Annotated in this window: 20 protein-coding genes and 1 tRNA gene; 11 read left to right on the top strand and 10 right to left on the bottom strand. The window is 60.3% G+C overall.

What is annotated here, in order from left to right:
* Positions 1 to 97: 97 nt before the first annotated feature.
* A complete protein-coding gene (secA, locus tag FHS54_RS07710) occupies positions 98 to 2,830 on the top strand; it encodes a preprotein translocase subunit SecA (protein WP_167303205.1) in 2,733 nt (910 codons plus the stop codon).
* 213 nt (positions 2,831 to 3,043) lie between these two features.
* Here the strand turns inward: secA and FHS54_RS07705 are convergent, their stop codons facing one another.
* From FHS54_RS07705 to FHS54_RS07695, 3 genes are all read right to left on the bottom strand, one after another.
* Positions 3,044 to 3,496 carry a DUF983 domain-containing protein gene (locus tag FHS54_RS07705; protein WP_167303204.1) on the bottom strand — a complete coding sequence of 151 codons (453 nt, stop codon included), beginning with the start codon at positions 3,494 to 3,496 and terminating at the stop codon, positions 3,044 to 3,046.
* A 268-nt stretch (positions 3,497 to 3,764) separates the two neighbouring features.
* On the bottom strand, positions 3,765 to 4,001 hold the full coding sequence (locus tag FHS54_RS07700) for a hypothetical protein (RefSeq protein WP_167303203.1): 237 nt from the start codon (positions 3,999 to 4,001) through the stop codon (positions 3,765 to 3,767).
* Between the two features lie 143 nt (positions 4,002 to 4,144).
* Positions 4,145 to 4,234, bottom strand: a tRNA-Ser gene (locus FHS54_RS07695).
* Positions 4,235 to 4,374: 140 nt separating this feature from the next.
* Here FHS54_RS07695 and FHS54_RS07690 point away from each other — a divergent pair.
* The 10 genes from FHS54_RS07690 to mazG all read left to right on the top strand — a co-directional run bounded on the left by FHS54_RS07690 (position 4,375) and on the right by mazG (position 14,318).
* Positions 4,375 to 5,412: a lytic murein transglycosylase gene (locus tag FHS54_RS07690; RefSeq protein WP_167303202.1), complete on the top strand. Its 1,038-nt coding sequence runs from the start codon at positions 4,375 to 4,377 to the stop codon at positions 5,410 to 5,412.
* Between the two features lie 115 nt (positions 5,413 to 5,527).
* Positions 5,528 to 6,691: a D-alanyl-D-alanine carboxypeptidase family protein gene (locus FHS54_RS07685; RefSeq protein ID WP_167303201.1), complete on the top strand. Its 1,164-nt coding sequence runs from the start codon at positions 5,528 to 5,530 to the stop codon at positions 6,689 to 6,691.
* Complete coding sequence (tmk, locus tag FHS54_RS07680) at positions 6,688 to 7,314, top strand: dTMP kinase (protein ID WP_167303200.1); 627 nt, start codon at positions 6,688 to 6,690, stop codon at positions 7,312 to 7,314. The genes FHS54_RS07685 and tmk overlap by 4 nt, the downstream gene beginning before the upstream one ends.
* Entirely contained in the window at positions 7,311 to 8,282 is a 972-nt protein-coding gene (locus FHS54_RS07675; RefSeq protein ID WP_167303199.1) for an AAA family ATPase, read from the top strand. Before tmk ends, FHS54_RS07675 begins: the two co-directional genes overlap by 4 nt.
* 52 nt (positions 8,283 to 8,334) lie before the next feature.
* The gene (gene metG / locus FHS54_RS07670; protein ID WP_167303198.1) at positions 8,335 to 9,897 is read left to right on the top strand and encodes a methionine--tRNA ligase; all 1,563 of its coding nucleotides are present in this window, start codon (positions 8,335 to 8,337) and stop codon (positions 9,895 to 9,897) included.
* A gap of 3 nt (positions 9,898 to 9,900) precedes the next feature.
* Complete coding sequence (locus tag FHS54_RS07665; RefSeq protein WP_167303197.1) at positions 9,901 to 10,683, top strand: TatD family hydrolase; 783 nt, start codon at positions 9,901 to 9,903, stop codon at positions 10,681 to 10,683.
* Positions 10,684 to 10,686: 3 nt separating this feature from the next.
* Complete coding sequence (locus FHS54_RS07660) at positions 10,687 to 11,478, top strand: MBL fold metallo-hydrolase (RefSeq protein ID WP_167303196.1); 792 nt, start codon at positions 10,687 to 10,689, stop codon at positions 11,476 to 11,478.
* The gene (locus FHS54_RS07655; RefSeq protein ID WP_167303195.1) at positions 11,478 to 12,119 is read left to right on the top strand and encodes a retropepsin-like aspartic protease family protein; all 642 of its coding nucleotides are present in this window, start codon (positions 11,478 to 11,480) and stop codon (positions 12,117 to 12,119) included. Before FHS54_RS07660 ends, FHS54_RS07655 begins: the two co-directional genes overlap by 1 nt.
* On the top strand, positions 12,116 to 13,417 hold the full coding sequence (locus FHS54_RS07650; RefSeq protein ID WP_167303194.1) for an MFS transporter: 1,302 nt from the start codon (positions 12,116 to 12,118) through the stop codon (positions 13,415 to 13,417). The genes FHS54_RS07655 and FHS54_RS07650 overlap by 4 nt, the downstream gene beginning before the upstream one ends.
* Positions 13,418 to 13,532: 115 nt before the next feature.
* Positions 13,533 to 14,318, top strand: coding sequence for a nucleoside triphosphate pyrophosphohydrolase (mazG, locus tag FHS54_RS07645; protein WP_167303193.1), 786 nt, complete (start codon positions 13,533 to 13,535; stop codon positions 14,316 to 14,318).
* 64 nt (positions 14,319 to 14,382) lie between these two features.
* On the opposite strand, the gene hflX is transcribed toward mazG, so the two are convergent.
* From hflX to dusB, 7 genes are all read right to left on the bottom strand, one after another.
* Positions 14,383 to 15,720 carry a GTPase HflX gene (hflX, locus tag FHS54_RS07640; protein ID WP_167303192.1) on the bottom strand — a complete coding sequence of 446 codons (1,338 nt, stop codon included), beginning with the start codon at positions 15,718 to 15,720 and terminating at the stop codon, positions 14,383 to 14,385.
* 65 nt (positions 15,721 to 15,785) lie between these two features.
* Positions 15,786 to 16,268, bottom strand: coding sequence for an RNA chaperone Hfq (hfq, locus tag FHS54_RS07635; RefSeq protein WP_167303191.1), 483 nt, complete (start codon positions 16,266 to 16,268; stop codon positions 15,786 to 15,788).
* Positions 16,269 to 16,422: 154 nt separating this feature from the next.
* The gene (gene ntrX / locus FHS54_RS07630; protein WP_167303190.1) at positions 16,423 to 17,796 is read right to left on the bottom strand and encodes a nitrogen assimilation response regulator NtrX; all 1,374 of its coding nucleotides are present in this window, start codon (positions 17,794 to 17,796) and stop codon (positions 16,423 to 16,425) included.
* Positions 17,786 to 20,038: a sensor histidine kinase gene (locus FHS54_RS07625; RefSeq protein WP_167303189.1), complete on the bottom strand. Its 2,253-nt coding sequence runs from the start codon at positions 20,036 to 20,038 to the stop codon at positions 17,786 to 17,788. Before FHS54_RS07625 ends, ntrX begins: the two co-directional genes overlap by 11 nt.
* 96 nt (positions 20,039 to 20,134) lie before the next feature.
* Complete coding sequence (ntrC, locus tag FHS54_RS07620; RefSeq protein WP_167303605.1) at positions 20,135 to 21,580, bottom strand: nitrogen regulation protein NR(I); 1,446 nt, start codon at positions 21,578 to 21,580, stop codon at positions 20,135 to 20,137.
* Positions 21,580 to 22,689: a two-component system sensor histidine kinase NtrB gene (locus FHS54_RS07615; protein ID WP_167303188.1), complete on the bottom strand. Its 1,110-nt coding sequence runs from the start codon at positions 22,687 to 22,689 to the stop codon at positions 21,580 to 21,582. Before FHS54_RS07615 ends, ntrC begins: the two co-directional genes overlap by 1 nt.
* Entirely contained in the window at positions 22,686 to 23,705 is a 1,020-nt protein-coding gene (gene dusB, locus FHS54_RS07610) for a tRNA dihydrouridine synthase DusB (protein WP_167303187.1), read from the bottom strand. Before dusB ends, FHS54_RS07615 begins: the two co-directional genes overlap by 4 nt.
* Between the last annotated feature and the right edge of the window lie 41 nt (positions 23,706 to 23,746).

The following is a 23,746-nucleotide window of genomic DNA, read 5'->3' as shown; positions in this document are numbered from 1 at the left end:
GTCTGATTGACTAACGGACGCCTGCCCCCTAAATCGCGGCGCATGTCTGTGCGTGTCGCCTTCAGGGGCGCGCGTTCCCCTTTTGTCAGGAACTTGCATGTTCGGCGCACTCGCCAAATCCCTCTTCGGATCGTCCAATGATCGCTATGTAAAGTCGCTGGGCAAGATCGTCGAACGCATCGCCTCCTTCGAACCTGCGATTTCAGCCATGAGTGAGCAGGAACTCGCCGGACAGACGGCGCTGTTCCGTGAGCGGCTGAAGCAGGGGGAAACGCTGGACGACCTGTTGCCCGAAGCGTTTGCCACCGTTCGCGAAGCTGCAAAGCGTACGCTGGGGCAGCGCCATTATGATGTGCAGATGGTGGGCGGCATCGTCCTGCATCGGGGCGAGATCGCCGAAATGCGCACGGGCGAGGGCAAGACGCTGGTCGCGACGCTCGCCACCTATCTGAATGCGCTGGAGGGGAAGGGCGTTCACGTCGTCACGGTGAACGACTATCTGGCATCGCGCGACTGCGAGTGGATGGGCCAGGTCTATCGCTTCCTCGGCCTCACCACCGGCGTCATCGTGCCGAACCTGAGCGAGGATCAGCGCCGCGAAGCCTATAATGCCGACATCACCTATGCGACGAACAATGAACTCGGCTTCGATTATCTGCGCGACAACATGAAATATGACCGCGCATCGATGGTGCAGCGGCCTTTCAACTTCGCCATCGTCGATGAAGTGGATTCGATCCTGATCGATGAAGCGCGCACGCCGCTCATCATATCGGGTCCGACCGACGACAAGTCGGAGCTTTATGTTTCCGTCGATGCCATCGTGAAGCGGTTGGACGAAGCCGATTATGAGAAGGATGAGAAGCAGCGCACCGTCACCCTGACGGAAGACGGGACGGAAAAAATCGAGCGCATGCTGGAGGAAGCGGGCCTGTTGCAGGGCGCGAACCTGTATGATTTTGAAAATACCGCCGTCGTTCATCATGTGAACCAGGCGCTGCGCGCGAACGCCATGTTCCGGCGCGACATCGATTACATCGTCAAGGATGGCAAGGTCATCATCATCGACGAATTTACCGGTCGCATGATGGATGGCCGCCGCTGGTCGGACGGCCTGCACCAGGCGGTGGAAGCCAAGGAAGCGGTGAATATCGAGCCGGAAAACCAGACGCTCGCGTCCATCACCTTCCAGAATTACTTCCGCATGTATCCCAAGCTGGCCGGCATGACCGGCACGGCTGCCACGGAAGCGACCGAATTCTACGAAATCTATAAGATGAACGTCGTCACCATCCCGACCAACCGGCCGGTACAGCGTGTCGATGAAGAAGACAGTTTCTACAAGAATCTGGAAGACAAGTTCCGTGGCATCGCCAAGACCATCAAGGTCCATGCGGAGCAGGGGCAGCCCGTCCTGGTCGGCACAGTGTCTATCGAAAAGTCGGAAATGCTTTCCGAATTCCTGAATCAGGAAGGTGTGCCCCACGCCGTCCTCAACGCCCGCTTCCACGAAAGCGAGGCGCATATTGTCGCGCAGGCAGGCCGCAAGGGTGCCGTGACGATCGCGACCAATATGGCTGGGCGCGGCACCGACATTAAGTTGGGCGGCAACCTGGAAATGCGGGTCGAGGACGAACTGCGCGACATGCCCGAAGGACCGGAGCGCGAAGCAGCCATCGCCCGGATCGAGGCGGAGATCGAGGCGGAGAAGGCCGAAGTGCTCGCGGCAGGCGGGCTGTTCGTGCTCGCTACCGAACGTCATGAAAGCCGCCGTATCGACAATCAGTTGCGCGGACGGTCAGGGCGTCAGGGCGACCCAGGGCTTTCCCGCTTCTACCTCAGCCTTGACGATGACCTGATGCGCATCTTTGGCCCGGACACGATGTTCGCCAAGATGATCCGATCCAACCTGGAAGATGGCGAGGCGCTGCCCCCGTCCAAATGGTTGAGCAAGGCGATCGAGACCGCCCAGAAGAAGGTCGAAGCGCGGAACTACGACATCCGCAAGCAGGTCGTCGAATATGATGACGTGATGAATGACCAGCGCAAGGTCATCTACGAACAGCGCAGCGACATCATGGATGCCGACACTGTGGACGATGTCGTCACCGACATGCGGCATGAAACGGTCAACGACCTGGTCGGCGCATCATGTCCGCCGGGCACCTATCCCGAACAGTGGGATATCGACGGCCTTAAGGCTCGGACCGCTGAAATATTGGGGCTGGAGCCCGATTTCGACGCATGGCTGGCGGAAGACGCGGTCGATCCCGAATTGATCGAGGAGCGGTTGAAGGCGCTCGCGGATCAGGCTGTGGCCGACAAGGTCGGGCAGATCGATACGGAAAACTGGCACATGATCGAAAAGTCGATCCTGCTCCAGAGCCTGGATCATCATTGGAAGGAGCATCTGTCGACCCTCGATGCGCTCCGTCAGGTCGTGCACCTTCGCGCCTATGCCCAGAAGACGCCGATCAACGAATATAAGCAGGAATCCTTCGCTTTGTTCGAGCGCATGCTCGGCAATATCCGTGAGGATGTGACCGGCTCCATCGCGCGCGTCCAGTTCCGCATGGAAGAGCCGCTGCCGGAGTTTGACCTGCCCGTATTGCCGGACTTCATCACCACGCACATCGATCCCTTTTCGGGAGAGGATAATAGTGGGGACATCGATGCGGGGAGACTCGGCGGCATCACAACGACCCTGCCTCGTCCGCCGGTCGGCAATGCGGCACCCGGTGAGTTCGCCAATCTCGACATCAGCCGGAACGCGCCTTGTCCCTGTGGATCGGGCCAGAAGTACAAGCATTGCCATGGGGCGCTGTCCTGATCAGTGGTCGGAGCGGGCGGCCATTGCTGCTCCCCAGACGACGCGAAAGGACGAGGTCCCAAACTGAACGCGCCTGGACGCAGCCACTGCGTTCGGCGCGCTACCTTGTTTGGCTGCTGCGCCAATCGGCATCTATTCGCAAGTGAACCCGAAGCCCCTGACGGCTGGGTAATCTGAAAAATGGAGCAGGGCGCTGGCCTGACCGGGGCCCTGTTAGCGCCGACGCTTCTTGTCCGCCGCGTCGCCATGCAGCTTCGCCCATAGCGCCGCGGTTCCCGCTTCCTGCGCCTTGTTCACATATTGAGCGGCGATCAGCCAACCCTTGATCGGACGCAATGGCAACACGGTGGTCAGGATCAGCACCGGAATGCCGACGGCAATGTGCACCCATAGCCCTGGGCGGGCCAATATCTCCAGCATCACGATGAAGATCACGCCGGGTACGCAGGCAAACAACTGGACGAACACCGCCGGACCATCCGCCGGGTCCGCGAAGGAATAGTCGAGGCCGCAGACTTCGCAACGGTCACGCACCGTCAGGAACCCGTCGAAAATATGACCTTCGCCACATCGGGGGCAACGGCCCGCAACGCCCGTTTCAACCGCCGAACGGCGCTGCCAGCCGTCCCCGCTTTGCGACACGATCGTCTTGTTCTGATTGTCCATGCCGTTGCCTTTCGTTGCGCCCGGCTGATGTGATGGCTTTGGCACAGATTGCAATTGGGCGTTTCGTCCCATGCGGTGGTTACGCTGATGTTCTGGACCTCGAAAACTGCAATATCAGGGCCTTGCCGTAGCGGCATTGCGGGGGGCTGCATCACCTGCTAGATGGCCCGTGATTTGATTGCCCGACAGCAAACAGATCACGCCCCCGGCATTCCCTTGCCCGGGGGCGTTCATTTTCTGACGCTGCGCTTGCCCTGATCCTCCACGCCTAATGAGCGATGGTCCCGGCCCCGGCACGTCCCGACGAACTGAACTTTTCCATCGCGTCATGCAGAACCTGATCGGGCGCTGACACCGCCAGCGCCCTGACCTTGTAACGCAACGCAAGTTCGCGATGAGCGGCAATCTCCGCTGCCGAAGCGTGGCGCGCCACTGCGGCGTCTGCTTTCTCGGCTTCTTCCCGGGCGCGTCGGAAAAGATAACGCGCATCTGTATCGGTTGGCATCGCAACCTCCCATGAGAGAGCGTTGCTTTTAGCACTTGGAATGGGAACATACCTTAATGCGGGTTAAACTCGCACCGATCGCTTACTGCCAGGGTTAAGCGGCGCGAAACGCAGCGAACATAAATCGACAGACTGCGGGAAATTGGCGGACAGGGTGGGATTCGAACCCACGGTGAGCGTAAACCCACGGCGGTTTTCAAGACCGCTGCCTTAAACCACTCGGCCACCTGTCCGTTGCTGGCTTCCTAACGAACCTTGCGGCCAAGCCAAGCCTAAAATGCGAGGTTGCGTTCGCATCATGGAGCTTTGGACGGATTTGGGGATTTCATGACCTGCTGTCCCTGTGCCACAAACGGGGGAGGGAGATTCTTTAATGCGTTTTATCATTCTCTTGCTGTTCCTGGGCCTTGGCGCCGTAGTATCGGCTATCGCGACCAACGAGCCAGCCAGAGCGCAGGAGGATGTGGCCTTCCGCAGCTATCTGGAATCGCTGCGTCCCAAGGCCCGTTCGATGGGAATCCGTGATGCCACGCTGAATTCGGTGTTTCCTGGGCTGACCCCCAACCCGCGGGTGATCCAGCTCGACCAGAATCAGCCGGGCGGCGGGGCATATGCGCCGATCCCCAATTTCGAACCCTATCGGCTGCGCCATGTGGATGCCGCGCGCATCAGCAGGGGACGCGTAGCCTATCAGGCCAACCGTTCCCGGCTGGCGAGGATCGAAGCGGAAACCGGGGTTCCTGAGGAGATCATGGTCGCGATTTACGGGCATGAAACCAATTACGGGTCTTACACGGGCGACTTCGACCTTATTCGTTCCCTGGCGACGCTGGCCTATGAAGGGCGGCGGCGCACGCTGTTCGAACCGGAACTGCTTGCGACCCTCAAGATGCTGGACAATGGCGTGCCACGCAGCCGCCTGGTCGGCAGCTGGGCGGGAGCGACGGGATATCCGCAGTTCCTGCCGAGCGTCTATTTACGCCTGGGCAAGGATGGCGATGGCGATGGCCGCGTCGACATCTGGAACAGCGAAGCCGATGCACTGGCATCTATCGCCAATTATTTCGTCAATGCCGGGTGGCGGCGGGACCAGCCGTGGGGCGTCGCGGTTTCAGTGCCGTCCGGCCTTGATCGCGCAAGCCTGAGCGCTCGCACCACCCCCGCGCGCTGCCCCCGCGTTTTCAACCGACACAGCCGCTGGCTCAGCATGGCTGAATGGCGTCGCCTGGGCGTAACCAGCGCCAGCGGGAACTGGCTGCCCGACGCGGTGATGGCGACCCTGCTGGAGCCGGACGGGCCGGGCAAGACCGCCTATCTTCTCACCAGCAACTATCGGGCGATCCTGGATTATAATTGTTCGAATTTCTACGCCCTTTCGGTGGGGCTGCTGGCCGATGCCGTGAAGCGATAGCGAACTTGCGCTGGCTCCTTAGTCCTTGTGGGGCCTTGTGAATATTGCCGTCATGACTAATGACTGGCGAAGGCATCTTCACCACCCGAATCCATATAGTGCGAAGGCAGACCATATGAAAAAGTCCGTAGCCGCCATCCTTTTCGTTGGGCTGCTGGCGCAACCGCTTACCGCTGCCGCGCCGCCTTATACCAGTGAAGCGCCCATCGCTTATATGAAGGATCTGGCGTCGGGCGCGGTTCTGTACAACAAGGGTGGCCGGACGCGGATTCCGCCTGCTTCCATGGCCAAGATGATGACCGCCCATGTCGCCTTTCGTCTGATTCAGACCGGTGACCTGAAACTGGACACGAAGTTCACGGTGCGGCCCGAGACTTGGCAGAAGTGGCATGGTCCGGCGGCAGGCTCCACCATGTTCCTGTCCGCGGGGGAACAGGTGTCGGTCGAAAACCTGCTCCATGGCATCGTGACGCTGTCAGGCAATGACGCGTGCGTGGTGCTGGCCGAAGGGATTGCCGGGACGGAACAGGCATTCGTCGCCCTGATGAATGAGGAAGCCAAGCGGCTGGGCCTGAAAAACAGCAATTTCGGCAACAGTAATGGCTGGCCGGATGAGGGCGCGACATATGTGACCGCCGAAGACCTCGCCAACTTGGCCGAGGCCACGGTTGAGGAAACGCCCGACCTTTACAAGCGTTTCTATGCTGCCCGGTCGTTCACCTGGGGCAAGACCATGGGTGGGCAGGACATCCAGCAGGGCAATCGAAACCCCATCCTTGGTCGCATTGCCGGTGCAGATGGCCTGAAGACCGGGCATACGCAGGAGGCCGGGTTCGGCTTCACGGGTTCGGCAGAACAAGATGGTCGCCGCCTGGTAATGGTCGTCGCCGGCCTGTCCACATTCAACGGCCGTATTTCGGAATCCGTCCGCTTCATGGATTGGGGGTTCAAGGCGTGGAAGGCGCAGCCGTTGTTCAAGAAAGGCCAGACGGTCGAAACCGCCGAAGTGCAATTGGGCAGCGCTACCAGCGTGCCGCTGGTCGCGCCGCGGGACATCGCCGTCACCCTGCCACGCACGGCTTCCGCCAATATTTCGGTCAAGGTTGCCTATACCGGCCCCATCAAGGCACCCATCGCCAAGGGGCAGCGGATTGCCCATCTGATCGTTTCCACGCCCGACACGCCGCCGCAGATCCTGCCGCTGGTCGCCGGTGAAGCCGTATCCGAAGCCGGTATCTTCGGTCGGATGTGGAATGGGTTGAAGTCTTTCTTCGGGTGACACGCGGTCGCTTCATCACCTTGGAAGGCGGGGAGGGCGCAGGCAAGTCTACCCAGTTGAGGGCGCTTGCCATCGCACTGCGCGCGCGCGGGCTGGAGGTTGTCGAAACGCGCGAACCGGGTGGCAGCGATGGCGCGGAAGCCATTCGTTCGCTGTTGCTGACGGGTGCCGCCGACCGGTGGAACCCACGCGCCGAAGCCCTGCTTTTCGCCGCCGCCAGGTCCGACCATATCGAAAAGACCATAGCGCCGGCGCTTGAAAGAGGGGCGTGGGTCCTTTCAGACCGTTTTCTAGACAGCAGCCGCGCTTATCAGGGGATGGGCGACCTCAGCGATGCTGACATATTGACCCTTCACCGCATCGGCAGCGACGATTTCGCGCCCGACCGCACTTTTTTCCTCAACCTGCCCAATGGTGAAGCCGAACGCCGGGCGCATGCCCGCGATGGCGACGCCGCCGACCGTATTGGCGCGCGCGATCCGGCCTTTCACCAGACTGTTGCGGACTGCTTTGCCCGGATAGCGGCGCAGGAACCTGATCGCGTCCGCCGTATCGATGCATCCGGCGATCGTTCCCATGTCACCCAGCGTTTGATGGAAGCGTTGGAAGATCTTCTGCCATGACGGTGATCGTCGGCCATGAAGCTCAGGCCGCGACATTGCAGGCCGCCGCACGCAGCGGGCGCATGCATCATGGCTGGATATTGGCGGGCCCCCGCGGCATTGGCAAGGCGACATTCGCGCGCGCCATGGCGATGCACCTGCTGGCAGAGGCGGCCGGGCAACCGCTGCCCGGCGAAGGCCTTGCCGTGCCATCGGACAATCCCACCCGCAAGCTGATCGAAGCGGACGCTCATCCCGACTATGTCGAACTCTACTGCTTGGAAAAGGAAAGCGGGACCGCGCGCAACATTACGGTCGATCAGGTGCGCGGCCTTCAGCGACTGATCCAGTCCGCGCCGACCTTTTCCTCGCGTCGCATCGTGGTCATCGACAGTGCCGATGATCTGGAGCGAGGAGCGGCCAATGCGCTGCTCAAAAATCTGGAGGAGCCGCCACCGGGTATGCTGTTCCTGCTCGTCAGCCATGCGCCCGGTCGTCTTTTGCCGACGATCCGGTCGCGCTGCCGCACGCTGCGCTTAGATCCGCTAACCGATGATGCGGTTCGCGCCGTGCTCCGCGCGCAGGAGCCTGCGATCCCGCCCGATGAAATCGAACCGCTGGTAAAGGCCGGTGAGGGCGCGCCTGGGCGCGCTCTGCGCTATGCCGGGCTGGACATCGCAGAGATTGAACGCATGCTGGTTTCGATCTGTGCCGAGGGCGATCCAGGCAACCAGCAGCGCCTGGCTTTGGCCAAGGCCCTGTCCGCCAAAAGCGCCCGTCCGCGCTATGAGGCTTTTCTCGAACGTGCGCCCGCTTTCATCGCGGAAGCCGCCCGTCAACGCAGTGGCCCGGCACTGGGCGCGGCCATCGAACATTGGGAAGCAGCTCGACAACTGGCGGGGGGAGCCATCATCCTTTCGCTTGAGCCGGGATCGGTAGCCTTCGAGCTTGCCGGGCACGTTGCGGCTCTCGCCCCGCGCCATCCCTGAACGATCGAAAAGCGGGCTTTGCCTTGCGGTGAACAGCGGCTAGGGAAGGGCCATGTCGCGACCCTACACAATCACCACCGCCATCAGCTATCCCAACGGCCGTCCGCATATCGGCCATGCCTATGAAGTGGTGGCGACCGACGCGATCGCTCGTTTCCAGCGGATCATGGGCCGGGACGTTTTCTTTCAGACCGGGACGGACGAACATGGCCTGAAAATGGCCCAGGCCGCACGCGGGCGGGATATGGAACCGCGCGCGCTCGCTGACGAAATGTCGGGATATTTCAAGCAGATGAACGACATACTGAATATCAGCTATGATCGCTTCATCCGCACCAGCGAGCCAGATCATCATCGCGCCAGCCAGGCAATCTGGGAAGCGATGGAGGCCAGTGGCGACTTATATCTTGGCCGTTACGAAGGCTGGTATTCCGTCCGCGACGAAGCATTTTACGACGAAAAGGAACTGGTGGAGGGAGAGGGGGGACAAAAGCTGTCACCCCAAGCCACGCCGGTGGAATGGACAGTCGAGGAAAGCTGGTTCTTCCGGCTGTCGGCCTATCAGCAGAAACTTCTCAACCTTTACAACAGTCAGCCGGACTTCATTCAGCCCGACAGCCGCCGCAACGAGATCATGCGTTTCGTTGAAGGCGGGTTGAGTGACCTCAGCATTTCGCGAACCAGCTTCGACTGGGGAGTGAAAGTGCCGGGCAGCGAAGGCCACGTCATGTATGTGTGGGTGGACGCGCTGACCAATTATCTCACCGGCTGCGGCTATCCCGACGATGCTGAACGGATGGCGCGCTATTGGTCGGAAGGTGGCGACATCACGCACATTATCGGGAAAGATATCGTGCGTTTTCATGCGGTTTACTGGCCAGCATTCCTGATGAGTGCGAAGCTGCCTTTGCCTCGGCAGGTGTTCGGTCACGGCTTCCTCCTCAATCGGGGGGAAAAAATGTCGAAGTCGGTCGGCAATGTGGCGGACCCGATGGAGCTGGCCGATCGCTTCGGCGTCGATCAGTTACGCTATTTCCTGCTGTCCGAAGTTACGTTCGGCAATGACGGCAGCTACAGCGCCGACGCCATCGTCGCCCGGTCCAACAGCGACCTGGCGAACAGCTTCGGCAACCTTGCGCAGCGGACGCTGAGCTTTATCGCGAAGAATCTGGACGGCCGACTGCCTCAGCCTGCGGCGCAGGACGCGGACACCGAATTGCTTGCCGCCGTTCGTCAGGCCGCCGGAACATTTGAACAGGCCATGACCGACCTGGCACCATCGGTTGCTATCGAGGCGTGGATGAAGGCTGTCTTCGCTTGCAATGCCTATATCGATGCGCAGGCGCCATGGGCGCTGCGCAAGACCGATCCGGCGCGGATGGAGGCTGTGCTGGCGACGCTCTATGACGCCATCGCCAGCCTGGCCATCATGATCCAGCCGGTGATCCCGGCCAGCGCCGCTGCACTGCTCGATCAGATGGGCGTGGCCGGCGACAGGCGCGGCTATGACGTCATCGGTGCGGACTGGTACGCGGGGCTGCGCGCCGACGGCTTTATACTGAGCGCGCCCAAGCCGCTCTTTCCGCGCCTGGAACTGACAGAGGCGGACGCCTGAACCATGCTGATCGACAGCCATTGTCATCTGAATTACAAGGGCTTGATCGAGGATCAGCAGAATGTGTTGGAACGCGCCCGTGCGGCGGGTGTGGGTCTGATGCTGAACATCGCCACGCGTGAAAGCGAATGGGACGCTGTCCTTGCCACCGCTGTTCGTGAACCAGATGTGTGGGCGACGGTGGGCATTCATCCCCACGAAGCGGATGAACATCCCCATGTCGATACCGCCAAGCTGGTCGAACGCGCCGCTCATCCGCGCGTCGTTGCAATCGGGGAAACCGGCCTCGATTATTATTATGATCATAGCGACCGACAGCGGCAGCAGCGCAGTTTCCGGTCGCACATCGCCGCGTCGCGGGAAACGGGCCTGCCGTTGATCGTCCACACCCGCGATGCGGAGGAGGATACGATCGCCATCCTGCGCGAAGAAATGACGCAGGGCGCTTACAGCGGCGTCATCCATTGCTTCACGGCGAGCGGAGCCTTTGCCGACGCGGCCATGGATCTGGGTTTCTACATCAGTATTTCGGGCATCGTTACGTTCAAGAATGCGAAGGATCTGCAGGAAACGGCTGCTCGCCTGCCGCTGGATCGCCTGCTGATCGAAACGGACTCGCCATTCCTTGCCCCGGTTCCGCACCGTGGAAAGCCATGCGAACCGGCCTATGTTGCGGACACGGCCCGCTTTTTGTCCAACCTGCGCGGCGAAAGCATCGAGCAACTTGCCGAAGCGACATCGGCCAATTTCCGCACGTTGTTCAGCAAGGTCGAAGGCATTTCCTGATCCATGGGGCTGAAAGTCACCATCCTGGGTTGCGGCACATCGTCGGGGGTGCCCCGGATCGGCAATGACTGGGGAAGCTGTGATCCCGATGAACCGAAAAATCGGCGCACCCGCGTATCCATCCTGGTCGAAAGCCCGACGACACGCCTGCTGATCGACACGTCACCCGACATGCGCGCGCAACTGCTGGCGGCTGACGTTGTTCACATCGATGCTATCCTTTGGACCCATGACCATGCGGACCACTGCCACGGCATAGACGATGTGCGTCAACTCTATCATCATCGACGCAGTCCCGTTCCCGGCTATGCCCGCCGCCAGACGCTCAAGTTGTTGGGTGAACGTTTTGCCTACGCTTTTGAAGGGCGCCAGGGCTATCATGCGACGATAGAAGGCCACATTCTGCCAGACGGATTGCGCATTGGCGACATCGATATCGCCTGCACCGATCAGCCGCATGGGGAAATATATTCGACCGGCTTTCGCTTCAGCCATGACGGCTATTCCGTTGGCTATGCTACTGATTTTCATGCACTCACTGCGGAGATGATAGCCCTCTATGACGGGCTGGATATTTGGGTGGTGGATGCATTGCGGGAAAAGCCGCATCCCACCCACCCGCATCTGGGACTGACACTGGACGGCATCGCTGCATTGGCACCTCGACGGGCGGTCCTGACCCATATGGACCAGAGCATGGACTATGCCACGCTGTGCCAGACCCTTCCCGATGGCGTGGAGCCGGCCTATGACGGCATGGTGATGGAACTCGACGGCGAGGGGCGGCGCGGCTGATGGACGTGAGCGGTGATCAGGCGATGTCCAGCCTTTGGTATGTGCTGGCGCTGATCCTGGTCGGTTCCGCACTGCTGGCCAGGCGCGCGCCCATGGCCGGGCTGCTCCGCATGGCTTTGTTTTGGGTCGTCATATTCGCCGTGCTGCTGATGCTGTTCAAACTGGGTGAACGAAGCGGTCTTTTTTCCGCGCAGATGCAAAGGGAAGGGGCTTCTTCTTCCCAGCAATCCGAAAGCCCCACGCCCGCTTCTGTGCCTACCGCCCAGGTCGAAGGGCAGGCGCTGCGTATCCCAATGGCACCCGATGGTCATTTCTGGGTGGAAGGCACCGTTAACGGGACGCCAACGCGTTTTCTGATCGACAGCGGTGCCAGCATTACCGCGCTTTCAGTGCAATCCGCGCGCAACGCCGGGCTGAACTTCGACCTTAATGCGCCGGGGGTATCCATGATGACAGCGAATGGCAGGATTGCCGTCCAGCGTGCTTCGGTTTCCACACTCGCTATTGGCCCGATCCGCGCCAGTGACATCGACATTGTGGTTTCGCCGACTTTTGGGGAAGTGAATGTGATTGGCATGAACATGCTGTCGCGCCTGGACAGTTGGGGCGTCCAGAATGGCGAAATGGTGTTGACGCCATGACCGCACCGCTGGCCCATCGACCGCCGACCCAGCGTGAACGGATGAAGGCGATCATCGGCGGTTCGGCTGGCAATCTGGTCGAATGGTATGACTGGTACGCTTATGCGGCCTTCACCCTCTATTTCGCGCCGCATTTTTTTCCCAGCGATGACCGAACCGCTCAGCTATTAGGCGCGGCGGGCATTTTCGCTGTCGGTTTTCTGATGCGGCCGATTGGGGCGTGGATGATGGGGGTCTATTCCGACCGTCATGGGCGCAAGAGCGGACTCACTTTGTCCGTCGCGCTGATGTGCGCAGGTTCCTTGCTGATCGCGATCATCCCCGGATATTCGATCATCGGCATCGGCGCACCGCTGCTATTAGTCCTAGCCCGCCTGATGCAGGGATTGTCGATCGGTGGCGAATATGGTGCCAGTGCAACCTATCTGTCCGAAATGGCGGGGCGCAAACGGCGTGGTTTCTTCTCCAGCTTTCAATATGTTACGTTGATCTCTGGACAATTGGTCGCAATCTGCGTTCTGCTCATTCTACAGGCATTGCTGAGTGAACCGCAGCTTGAAGCGTGGGGATGGCGCATCCCGTTCCTGATCGGTGGAGCATTGGCAGTTGTCGTCTTCTGGCTGCGGCGAGGCCTTAGCGAAACGCAAAGCTATGTCATCGCGAAAGCGGACAATTCACCAAAGTCCGGCTTTGTTGAACTGGTCACCAAGCATCCGCGCGAAACCCTGACAGTGATGCTGCTCACCGCGGGTGGCACGATCGCGTTCTACGCCTATTCCATCTACATGCAGAAATTCCTGGTCAATACCAGCGGGTTCAGTCGAGAGGTTTCGTCCCAAATCAATGGGATAACGCTGTTCGTCTTCATGATGTTGCAGCCACTTGCAGGCATGCTATCCGACCGTATCGGCCGAAAGCCGCTGATGATAGGCTTCGGCGTCGCGGGCGTCCTTTGCACCTATCCGATCTTTGCGACATTGGCGGTGACGCGCGACCCACTTGTAGCCGGGCTTCTGGTCATGGCCGGGCTGATCATCGTCACGGGATATACGTCTATCAACGCAGTCGTGAAGGCGGAACTGTTTCCGGCGCATATCCGAGCGCTCGGCGTGGCTTTGCCTTATGCGTTGGCTAACACGCTGTTTGGCGGCACTGCCGAATTTGTCGCATTATATTTCAAGCATCTGGACATCGAGCATGCATTCTACATCTACGTCACGATCATGATCGCGATCTCTCTCATCGTGTACATTCGCATGCGTGATACACAAAAGCACAGCCGCATCCTGGAGGATTGATCCAAGGCGGCAGAAGATGCACGTATTTAACATAATATATATTATCGAATAAGTTTTGAGCGGGGCGTCTGCCCTTCAGATCGAAACGCAACCCATCCATGCCGCAGGACTGCCTATGTCTTCCAATGCTCGTCCAAGCCTCGCTGACATCATGCCCCTCGCCAAAGTCATGGCCAGGTTACGAGACCCGGAAACGGGTTGCCGATGGGACATAGACCAGAATTTTGCCAGCATCGCGCCCTACACGATCGAGGAAGCCTATGAGGTCGCCGATGCCATTGAGCGCAACGATATGGCGGCGCTGCGGGATGAACTGGGCGACTTGCTGCTCCAGGTCGTGTTTCACAGCCGCATCGCTGAACAGGCCGGACATTTCCGGCTCCAGGACGTGATCGAGGGCATCACGGAGAAAATGATCCGGCGTCATCCGCATATTTTTGGCGAAGGCACCGATCGGGAGAACGGCCACAGGCGCTGGGAAGACATTAAAGCGGCTGAACGTGCCGGGAAAGACGACGACAGCAGCGCTGTTGCCGGGGTGGCCAAGGCTCTGCCGGCACTGCTTCGCGCGGAAAAGATACAGAAGCGAGCTGCCCGCACCGGCTTCGATTGGCCGGACATGGACGGCGTCGTCGCCAAGGTCGAGGAAGAATTGCAGGAAGTCCGCGACGCCACGACGCCGGACGAGCATCAGGAAGAAATTGGCGACCTTCTCTTTTCCGTCGTTAACCTCGCACGGCATCTGAAGATAGATGCCGAAGTCGCCTTGCGTGCGGCAACGGCAAAGTTTGAGAGCCGGTTTCGTACGATGGAATCCATGGCCGGGGACGATTTTTCTGGCCTGACGCTGGATAGCAAGGAAGCGTTGTGGAAACAGGCCAAGCGCCAGGGCGCGCTTTGACGTCGGTCTTCCTGGTAACGTTCCGTTCCCCACGACCGCTCATCATTTGCAGGCCCGATCGACCTTAGGCCGTAGTCCGCCCACGCTTCATGAACCGCGCAAGGGCGGAATCGGATAAGCGAACATCGACCTGCATCTCCCCCTCCTCCGTGATGCTATCGATTACCTCGCCATGTTCGTGCAGCCAGGCCAACGCCGCTCCGTCCGATAATGGCACGCGCAGTCGATGGATTTGGGCACCTGAAGTCAGCTTGGTGCTGATCACCCGCTGCAGACCGTCAACACCCTGCCCCGTTGCCGCAGACAGCAGCACCACGTCGTCCCGGCGCGCGGCCAATTCACGAATCCGCTCCGCAGCCTCATCGTCCAGCAGGTCCAACTTGTTCCACGCTTCGATGATCGGCAGCGGTGCTTCTTCACCGCCCCCTTCCAGCGCCCCTTCGCCAGCTACGCCCAGTTCGCTCAGCACATCCATGACATCGTCACGCTGCGCTTCACTATCGGGGTGGGCGATGTCGCGGACATGGATGATGAGGTCGGCGGACAGGACTTCTTCCAGGGTGGCGCGGAACGCCGCGATCAATTGGGTGGGCAGGTCGGACACGAAACCCACCGTGTCCGACAAGATGGCCTTGTCCAATCCGGGCAAGGCAATCTGCCTCATGGTCGGGTCCAAGGTGGCGAACAGCAAGTCTTCCGCCATGACGTCAGCGCCGGTCAGCCGGTTGAACAGCGTGGACTTGCCCGCATTGGTATAGCCCACCAGCGCGATCACCGGCCACGGCGCGCGCTGCCGCCGGGCGCGGTGGAGACTGCGGGTGCGCGTGACCTGATCCAGTTCGCGGCGGATTTTGGCCATTCGGTCCCGGATCATCCGGCGGTCAGCCTCAATCTGGGTTTCGCCAGGACCGCCCAGAAAGCCGAAGCCGCCCCGCTGCCTTTCCAAGTGAGTCCAGCTACGCACCAGCCGCCCAGCTTGATAATCGAGATGCGCAAGCTCGACCTGAAGCCGCCCTTCATTGGTCGCTGCTCGCTCACCGAATATTTCCAGGATCAGACCGGTTCGGTCGATCACCTTGGTCGATGTGGCCTTTTCCAGATTGCTCTGCTGAACCGGGCTGAGTGCATTGTCGATGATGACAAGCTCTGCTTCCTCAGCTTCGGCCAGCGCCGCGATCTGGTCAACCTGCCCGCTGCCGAACAGTGTCGCGGGCTTGCGATCCCGCACGCGAAAAGCCTGAGCTGCGCGAACGTCGATACCGATCGCCAGCGCCAGGCCCTTCGCCTCTTCCAGCCGCGCGTCGCTGTCGCGCCTTTCGGCACCGTAGGTTTCCGCACGCACGACGATTGCGCGCGCGCCGCGCGAGACTTCATCATCGGAATCACGATTGAAGACAGCCATGTCCGCCCTAACGCCTCAACCGCCCGCGCGTATCATTAACGGACGGCAGAAAATCGCAAAAAGGCTCAATCGTCGTCCTCGCCTTCACCGCTCAGGTCCAGCGCCTGCAGCGGTTGAACCGTGGAAATGGCGTGTTTGTAGACCAACTGGACCATGCCGTCGCGTTCCAGCAACATGCAAAACAGGTCGAAAGCTGCGATTTCACCCTGCAGCATCACGCCATTGACCAGGAACATGGTGACCGGGCTGCCCGACTTACGCACGGCGTTCAGGAAGATTTCCTGCAGCAGCTTGCCCTTGCCGTTACCGTCCCCAATCTTGCGCAGGTCCGTCAGGTCCATGGATTGTGCGGGCATGACGGTGGAGATCGCATGCTTGTAGACCAGCTGCGATTGACCGTCGCGGCGCAGCAGCACAGAAAAATTGTCGAACCAGGTAATGATGCCCTGCAGCTTCACGCCCTTCACCAGAAACATGGTGACCGGTGTCTTGGTCTTGCGCAGGTTGTTCAGGAAAATATCCTGAAGATTGTTCATCTTATCGGCCATGGTGGTCACCAGTCCTTATTGGCGGGACGTTACCCGCTCTTGCACCCCTGGGCAGGGTGTCTTGCCTGCTTCCGCCTGTCGGAAGCGCGTGGAACCTACCGCAATTGCGAAAGGGCGTCCATGCCCCTGATGTGCAACGGCTTATCCTTATGTGTCAATTGTCCTTGCCGTCGGTAATGCCCAATAGCTTGAGCTTCCGATGCAGGGCAGACCGTTCCATCCCAATGAACGTCGCGGTGCGAGAGATGTTTCCTGAAAAGCGTCTGATCTGGATGCGCAGATATTCGCGTTCGAAACTCTCGCGCGCCTCGCGAAGAGGCGCGCCCATGATGGCGGATTGCCCAACCGCCTCCCCGCCGCCATTGTTCGTCAATTCACTAGGCAGCATGTCCAGTTCGATCCGGCCAATTCGTTCGCCCGGCGCCAGGATCATGGTTCGTTCGATGACATTACGAAGCTGGCGCACGTTGCCCGGCCATTCATTCGCCTGCAGCGCGGCCATGGCGTCGCTCGCAATTTCAGGGGCGGGGACGCGGCGGTCGGCGGCGAATCGAGCCAGATAATGTTCGACCAGAGGCGGAATGTCATCGCGCCGTTCGGCAAGTGACGGAATAACCAGCGGCACGACATTCAGGCGGTAGAACAGATCCTCGCGGAAACGTCGTTCCTCAATCTCCACAGTCAGGTCGCGAGCGGTGGAGGAAATGACGCGCACATCAACTTTGACCTGCCGCTGCCCCCCTACCCGCGTAAAGCTCTGGTCCGTTAGCACTCGCAATATCTTGCCCTGCGTCGTCAAAGGCATGTCGGCGATTTCGTCCAGATAGAGCGTACCGCCATGGGACTGTTCCAGATAGCCCGGTCGCACCAGCCCGCTTGGGTCTTCCACCCCGAATAACTCTTCCTCAACCCGGTCGGGGTCCATCCGGGCGGCCGCAACCACGATGAACGGTGCGTCAGCCCGCCCGCTCCAGCTATGGAGCATGCGCGCCGCCACTTCCTTGCCGACGCCTGCGGAGCCGGAGATGAGCACGCGGCTGCCGGTGCCCGCGACCTTTTTGATCGTTGCCCGGACGCCGTTGATCGCCGCAGACGTGCCGGTCAGTTCGTCATCCTGGCCAAAGCGAGCCCGCAGCACCTGATTTTCGCGCCGCAACCTTTCGGTCTCTGTAGCGCGGGAAACCAGATGCAGCAGGCGGTCCGCTTCGAACGGCTTTTCGATGAAATCGGCCGCCCCCTTGCGGATTGCCGCGACGGCCGTGTCTATATTGCCATGGCCGGAAATCATGAGGACCGGAATGGTGGCGTCCCGTCGCTTGATCTCGTCAAGCAGTTCCAGACCGTCCAGCTTCGACCCCTGAAGCCACACATCGAGCAACACCAGAGACGGACGCCGCGCGTCCAGCGCCTCGATAGCGCTGTCGCTGTTAGCGGCAGTACGGGTGGTAAAGCCCTCATCCTCCAGCACGCCCGCGACCAGATCGCGAATGTCTTCTTCGTCATCGACTACCAGAATATCAAGCGCCATTGGCCGTCACTTTTCCCTTAGGCATGGTCAGGACCTGCCCTTCTTCCAATTTTTCAAGCGCCCCGACGGGGAAACGAAGGGCGACACAGGTTCCGCCTCCCTCCGCATCGCCCAGTCGAATCTCGCCCATATGTTCTTCAACGATCTTCTTGACGATCGCCAGACCCAGGCCCGTACCCTTTGTGCGGGTGGTCATATAGGGTTCCAGCACCCTTTCCCGCTCCGGGGGCAGGCCTATGCCGTCATCACGAACCTCGATCAGTAGATATCCGTCCTCCCGGCCCATGGTCATGCGGACATGTCCGCGCACCTCGCCCGCCGCCGGTTCTGGTTTTGGCTCAATCGCTTCCACCGCATTTTTGACGATGTTGGTAAGCGCCTGCCCCAATTGCCGCCGGTCGCATACCAGTTCGATATCCCGTTCGTCCGTGTCGAATTCAAACTTTATGCCCGGATGCGCCACTTCATGCAGAAATAGCGCGTGGCGCGCGATGTCGCCCACCGCTTCGCGCCGAAATACTGGCTTGGGCATGCGAGCGAAGGACGAGAATTCATCCACGATACGCCGCAGGTCCCCGACCTGCCGCACGATCGTCCCGGTCAGGCGGGTAAAGGTGCTCTTGTCGCTAGTCACTTCGTCGGCATAGCGGCGCTGGAGCCGTTCAGCGGCAAGCTGGATCGGCGTCAGCGGGTTTTTGATTTCATGCGCGATACGGCGCGCAACGTCTGACCACGCCGCTCGCCGCTGATCGGAAAGCTGCTGCGTGATGTCGTCGAAGGTCAGGATGTGCCGGGACGCGTCCTGGGAAACCTTGACAGCGAGCGTACGCACTTCGCCATAGGCGCGCGTCTGCACGATGCCCGCATCTTCTTCCGACATGATGAGTGCGCCAAGTTCGGGCGAAACATCGCTTAGCGGACGGCCCACCGGGTCATCCCCTTCTCTGACCAGGATAGCGGCGGCGGAGCTGTTGAGCAGCAGGATGACACCGTCGCGGTCGACCGACAGCACGCCCGCCGACACGCCGGACAGGATCGCTTCGATAAAGGCCCGTCGTTCGTCCAGCTGACTGTTGGCAGCCACCAGTGCGCCCGTTTGAGCCTCCAGCCGCTGGGTCATTCGATTGAAAGCCGATGCCAGCGTGCCAATCTCATCGCGCGATTGCGGGCTGGTAACACGCGCCGACAGGTCGCCCGCCGTAATGCGCCGGGCCGCCGTAACCAATTCATTGACGGGTCGTACCATCCAGTCGGCAACGGCTAGCGCAATATAGACTGCTATGCCGACCAGCAGCAGCGATCCGACAAACAGCGCCACGTTGAACCGCAATTGCAGCGCGCGGGATTGCGCGGCGAATATGTCATAGTCCGCCAGTACTTTCTGCGCCCGCTCCACATTGCTGAACGCCGTGGAACCTGAATCCCGCGTGGCATAAAGATAGATTTTCGCGCCCGGATATAGCAACGTCACCGCCTCGATCTGAGTGGGCTTGGCCGCGACGACGACATTTTCCCCCGATGCCAGCCGCCGAATGACATCATCGGTGAGCATCTCAGACGCGGGGCGACTGTCCGGGTCTACGGTGGCGGCCGTGCGCGCAACGCCATCGTCACCAACCTCTATGATGGCGGACCGGTTGAGCTTGCGGGTCACGACCTGATAGATGAACCCCTCGGCAAAACGCGGGCTCGAAACCTTGGATTGGGACAGATAGTCGCGCAGGTCGCTTGCCATCGTGACGGTTTCGTCGCCGACCTCGCGCAGATTCTGCTCATAATAGCCGCGCGCCAGGTCGCTTGCATTCTGCAACATGCCTCGCGCGCTATCGGAAAACCAGAATTGCACGCCATATTGGAACAGCAGCGAAGCGAAGATCACGACCAGCAGCATCGGCACACTGGCGACCAGGGAAAAGATAGCCACCAGCCGCACGTGCAACTGCCCGTCGCTGCCGATCGCCGATTGCGCCGCGCGTCGCCGGGCGACGCGCCGTCCCAGCAACACCAGCAGTGCGATGGCGGGAACCAGGTTGCAGACCAACAGCAGCGCCACGATCGGTGGGGTCAGCAGAGTGTAGGATTGCCCCTGCCCCGACAGCAGAGAATAGGTGAGCCCAGCCGTCCCCAGAAACAGCACCAGCGTTGCCGCTTCCACCAAGGGTGCCAGCCGACGGCGCAGGAACGGCGGAACATGCTTCTTCCACGTCCGGCCCCGCCTGGGGAGAGTTACTGCGCCTTCCATAGTGGCATTGTTACAACAACGCCGTGCTCGATCAAACACAGTAATCGACCTGAGCTGTCCTCTTGCCGGACAGTCCGATCGTTTCGTCCCATACCCTCAATCCGCGACGCGCAATTGGAGAGGGTCCAGCCCATAGTCGGTCAGCTTTTTGCGAAGTGTGTTGCGATTAATCCCCAGCAGGCCCGCAGCGCGAATCTGATTGCCATCAACACTCGCCAGCGTTTCCTGCAGCAATATCGGTTCAACCAGGGCGAGCAGGTCGTCATGCAGCGCTCGATTAGGCTGGCCGAGGCCAACCCCCAATTGGCGCTTCGCCCATTCACGCACCGCCTGACCTAACTGGTCGGCGGGCGCGGCATAGTCTGCGGGCACCGTATCCAGCGGCAAGCTGTTACGCAGCATGTCCGCCGCGATGACATTTTCCCGACTCAGCACCGCCAGCCGCTGCATCAGATTCTGCAACTCTCGCACATTGCCCGGCCAGTGATAGGCCATCAGCAACTGCGCGGCATCATCGGACAGTGCTTTCCGGGGCAAACCTTCCAGCGCGGCGCGATCAAGGAAGTGCCGTGCCAGCATGATGACGTCCTCCCGCCGTTCCCGCAACGCCGGGAGGGAGATCGGGACGACGTTGAGCCGATAATAGAGGTCCTGCCGAAACCTGTTCTCATCGATCAGCGTAGGCAGGTCCTTGTTGGTCGCGGCGATGATACGGACATTGACACGAACGGGTTTTGATCCGCCGACCGTTGTCACCTCACCAGATTGCAGGACGCGCAGCAGGCGGGTCTGCGCTTCCATCGGCATGTCGCCTATTTCGTCCAGAAACAGCGTCCCGCCCTGAGCCTGCTCGAATTTACCTGCCGTGCGGGCGTGCGCGCCGGTGAACGCGCCTTTTTCATAACCGAACAGTTCAGCTTCAATCAGTTCGCGGGGAATGGCCGCCATGTTGATCGCGATGAACGGCTTAGTCCTGCGCTGGCCCAGGCTGTGAATGGCTTCCGCGACCAGTTCCTTGCCCGTACCGGACTCGCCCAGCACCAATATGCTCAGGTCGTTCGACAGGACCCGCGCGATGGTACGATAAACCTCCTGCATCGCGGGTGATCGACCGACCAGCGGGAGCCCGTCATGGGGCAAGCCCATATCCGCGCCGTCACTGTCATGCGCCTTGCCCGCGCCCAACGCATCTCCGACTGCTCGAGCCAGTTCGTTAAGGTCGAACGGCTTGGGGAGATATTCGAACGCGCCCTTTTCCGTTGCGCGGATCGCAGTGTTCAGCGTGTTCTGGGCAGACAGCACGATGACGCTAAGGTCGGGACTTCGTTCCAATATCTCCGCCACCCCATCCAGCCCGTCACCGTCAGGCAGCATGACGTCAGTGATCAACACGTCAGGCGCGAAGCTTTCCAGCAGCGCGCCGCGTTCCTTGATGGATGAAGCGGTCTTGACCTTGTGGCCTTGCCGCCGAAGCGCTTCTCCGACGACAACACAAATCGCCGGATCATCGTCCACCACCAAAATCGCGCCGGTCGCGCTCATCATCCCATCCCCATTGGCAACAGGATGCGGAAGGTCGATTCCCCTGCTTCCCGATCGCGCGAATATTGTACAAACCCGTTCATGTCGCGCACCAGCTTATCGACCAGGGCCAACCCCAGTCCCTGGCCATCGCGCTTGCCGGTGATGAAGGGATTGAACAGGTGGTCCAGAATATGGTCCGGCACGCCGGGTCCATTGTCGACGATCAATATCTCGATCGGCAGCACGGCGCTGCCCTTCCCTTCGCCCATGACGACCGACACGCCATGACGGAAGGCCGTTTCCACTCGAATCCACCCTTCATCCACATTTTCCAGCGCTTCGGCGGCGTTCTTGATCAGGTTGATCATGACCTGCACCAGTGCATCATCATTTATGATAGCGAATGGAAGAGAAGGATCATAACGCCTTATGATACGGACGTCTTTTGCAAAACCGGCAGCCGCGATATTGACCGCACGGTCGATCAGCGGATAGATATTTCCCGGCCGGCACTCCAGTGTTCGGTCGGTAGTGAAATCCTGCATCCGGTCGATCAGGGCGGCAATGCGATCGACTTCGTTGCAGATCAACTGGGTCAGCGTGGTGTCATGCCCTTCATTGCCTGACTCCAGAAGCTGCGCGGCGCCACGAATACCCGAAAGCGGGTTTTTTATCTCATGCGCCAGGATTGCCGCCGCGCCGATTGCCGAACGAGCGCCGCCAGTCGTGCCCCTGTGGCCGATCTTGCGCGCATGACTCTGCGCATGGATGGAAATGATGCGCCATCCCTCATGGTCGATGATCGGCGCGATCATCAGGTCGACTTCCATCTCGGCAGTGCGTCCGGCATGAACCTTGATGTCATAGGCGGCGATGGGTTTATTGCTATGCCAAATATCGAAGCGCGCGCCCGCTTCGGCCATTCTGATCGTGCGGGTGACGTCACTTCCTACGATGGCCGACCGTGCCATGTTGAGCAGTGTTTCGGCCCATACATTAGCGTCGAAGATGACGTTGTCCGGTGCGATGACCAGCGTCGCCACCGGCAGCGCCGTCATCAGTTCCGCCAAGGAAGGGCCGTCCGGCTGCACGTTGGGCGGCGGGATGGCGGGCACCGGTGCCGTCATGCTGCCTCGCGCGTGTCGGCTGGCCCTTCCTGCGCGATCAGTGGCTCATAGAAACGGGCAAGCATGTCCAGAACGACATCGCCGTCAGGTTCCTGATTGACAGCGTTGCGAAACTCCGCCGATCCAACAAGACCCTTGGTATACCAGCCGATATGCTTTCGGGCCATGTTGACGCCTGTCATTCTGTCATAATGGTCCAACATTGCGCGATAATGATCTGTAATTACGTTATATTGTTCAGCAAGAGAAGGATCGGCCAGCCTCTGCCCCGTGCGGAACCAGTGCATTACCTGCCCGATTAACCACGGCCGTCCATAAGCGCCGCGACCGATCATCACGCCATCGGCTCCGCTTTGCTCCAGCGCCGCGTCGGCATCCTCTATCGAACAGATGTCGCCATTGACGATGACGGGCAGCTTGACCGCCTGCTTCACGCTGCGGACGAATGCCCAATCAGCGCTGCCCTTATACATCTGGCACCGGGTCCGGCCATGCACGGTGATCATCTTCGCGCCCAGATCTTCAGCGATCCGCGCAAGTTCGGGGGCGTTCAGGCTGGCATGGTCCCAGCCCATTCGCATCTTGACCGTCACGGGGACGTTGACCGCTTTCACGGTCGCTTCGATCAGCGCCGCTGCCAAGGGCAGGTCGCGCATCAGCGCGCTGCCCGCGTCGCCATTCACGACCTTCTTCACCGGGCAGCCCATGTTGATGTCGATGATCGCCGCGCCCCGGTCGGCGTTCAGCTTTGCCGCTTCGGCCATTTCGGTGGGTGAGCATCCGGCAAGCTGCATCGAAACCGGTTCTTCCACCGGATGCCATGCCGCCTTTTGCAGCGACTGCCGGGTTTCGCGGATCATGGCGGCGGTCGCAATCATCTCCGTGACGTTGAGCCCGGAACCATAACGGCGCACCAAAGTGCGAAATGGCATGTCGGTGACGCCAGTCATGGGGGCCAGGATCACCGGCATATCGATGGTCGCCGGGCCGACCGAAATAGGGGAAAGTCTGCGCATCACCACGTCTGCCTAAAAAACAGGCAGCCCTTAGCCGAAAA

Source organism: Sphingobium vermicomposti, from assembly GCF_011762025.1.
Classification (GTDB): domain Bacteria; phylum Pseudomonadota; class Alphaproteobacteria; order Sphingomonadales; family Sphingomonadaceae; genus Sphingobium; species Sphingobium vermicomposti.
The sequence above is the reverse complement of the archived record's forward strand: the minus strand, read 5'-3'. Positions and strand labels throughout refer to the sequence as shown.

Coding starts and splice junctions, on each gene's coding strand:
- secA (WP_167303205.1), top strand. CDS start 98: ATGTTCGGCGCACTCGCCAAATCCCTCTTCGGATCGTCCAATGATCGC.
- FHS54_RS07705 (WP_167303204.1), bottom strand. CDS start 3,496: ATGGACAATCAGAACAAGACGATCGTGTCGCAAAGCGGGGACGGCTGG.
- FHS54_RS07700 (WP_167303203.1), bottom strand. CDS start 4,001: ATGCCAACCGATACAGATGCGCGTTATCTTTTCCGACGCGCCCGGGAA.
- FHS54_RS07690 (WP_167303202.1), top strand. CDS start 4,375: ATGCGTTTTATCATTCTCTTGCTGTTCCTGGGCCTTGGCGCCGTAGTA.
- FHS54_RS07685 (WP_167303201.1), top strand. CDS start 5,528: ATGAAAAAGTCCGTAGCCGCCATCCTTTTCGTTGGGCTGCTGGCGCAA.
- FHS54_RS07675 (WP_167303199.1), top strand. CDS start 7,311: ATGACGGTGATCGTCGGCCATGAAGCTCAGGCCGCGACATTGCAGGCC.
- metG (WP_167303198.1), top strand. CDS start 8,335: ATGTCGCGACCCTACACAATCACCACCGCCATCAGCTATCCCAACGGC.
- FHS54_RS07665 (WP_167303197.1), top strand. CDS start 9,901: ATGCTGATCGACAGCCATTGTCATCTGAATTACAAGGGCTTGATCGAG.
- FHS54_RS07660 (WP_167303196.1), top strand. CDS start 10,687: ATGGGGCTGAAAGTCACCATCCTGGGTTGCGGCACATCGTCGGGGGTG.
- FHS54_RS07655 (WP_167303195.1), top strand. CDS start 11,478: ATGGACGTGAGCGGTGATCAGGCGATGTCCAGCCTTTGGTATGTGCTG.
- FHS54_RS07650 (WP_167303194.1), top strand. CDS start 12,116: ATGACCGCACCGCTGGCCCATCGACCGCCGACCCAGCGTGAACGGATG.
- mazG (WP_167303193.1), top strand. CDS start 13,533: ATGTCTTCCAATGCTCGTCCAAGCCTCGCTGACATCATGCCCCTCGCC.
- hflX (WP_167303192.1), bottom strand. CDS start 15,720: ATGGCTGTCTTCAATCGTGATTCCGATGATGAAGTCTCGCGCGGCGCG.
- hfq (WP_167303191.1), bottom strand. CDS start 16,268: ATGGCCGATAAGATGAACAATCTTCAGGATATTTTCCTGAACAACCTG.
- ntrX (WP_167303190.1), bottom strand. CDS start 17,796: ATGGCGCTTGATATTCTGGTAGTCGATGACGAAGAAGACATTCGCGAT.
- FHS54_RS07625 (WP_167303189.1), bottom strand. CDS start 20,038: ATGGAAGGCGCAGTAACTCTCCCCAGGCGGGGCCGGACGTGGAAGAAG.
- ntrC (WP_167303605.1), bottom strand. CDS start 21,580: ATGAGCGCGACCGGCGCGATTTTGGTGGTGGACGATGATCCGGCGATT.
- FHS54_RS07615 (WP_167303188.1), bottom strand. CDS start 22,689: ATGACGGCACCGGTGCCCGCCATCCCGCCGCCCAACGTGCAGCCGGAC.
- dusB (WP_167303187.1), bottom strand. CDS start 23,705: ATGCGCAGACTTTCCCCTATTTCGGTCGGCCCGGCGACCATCGATATG.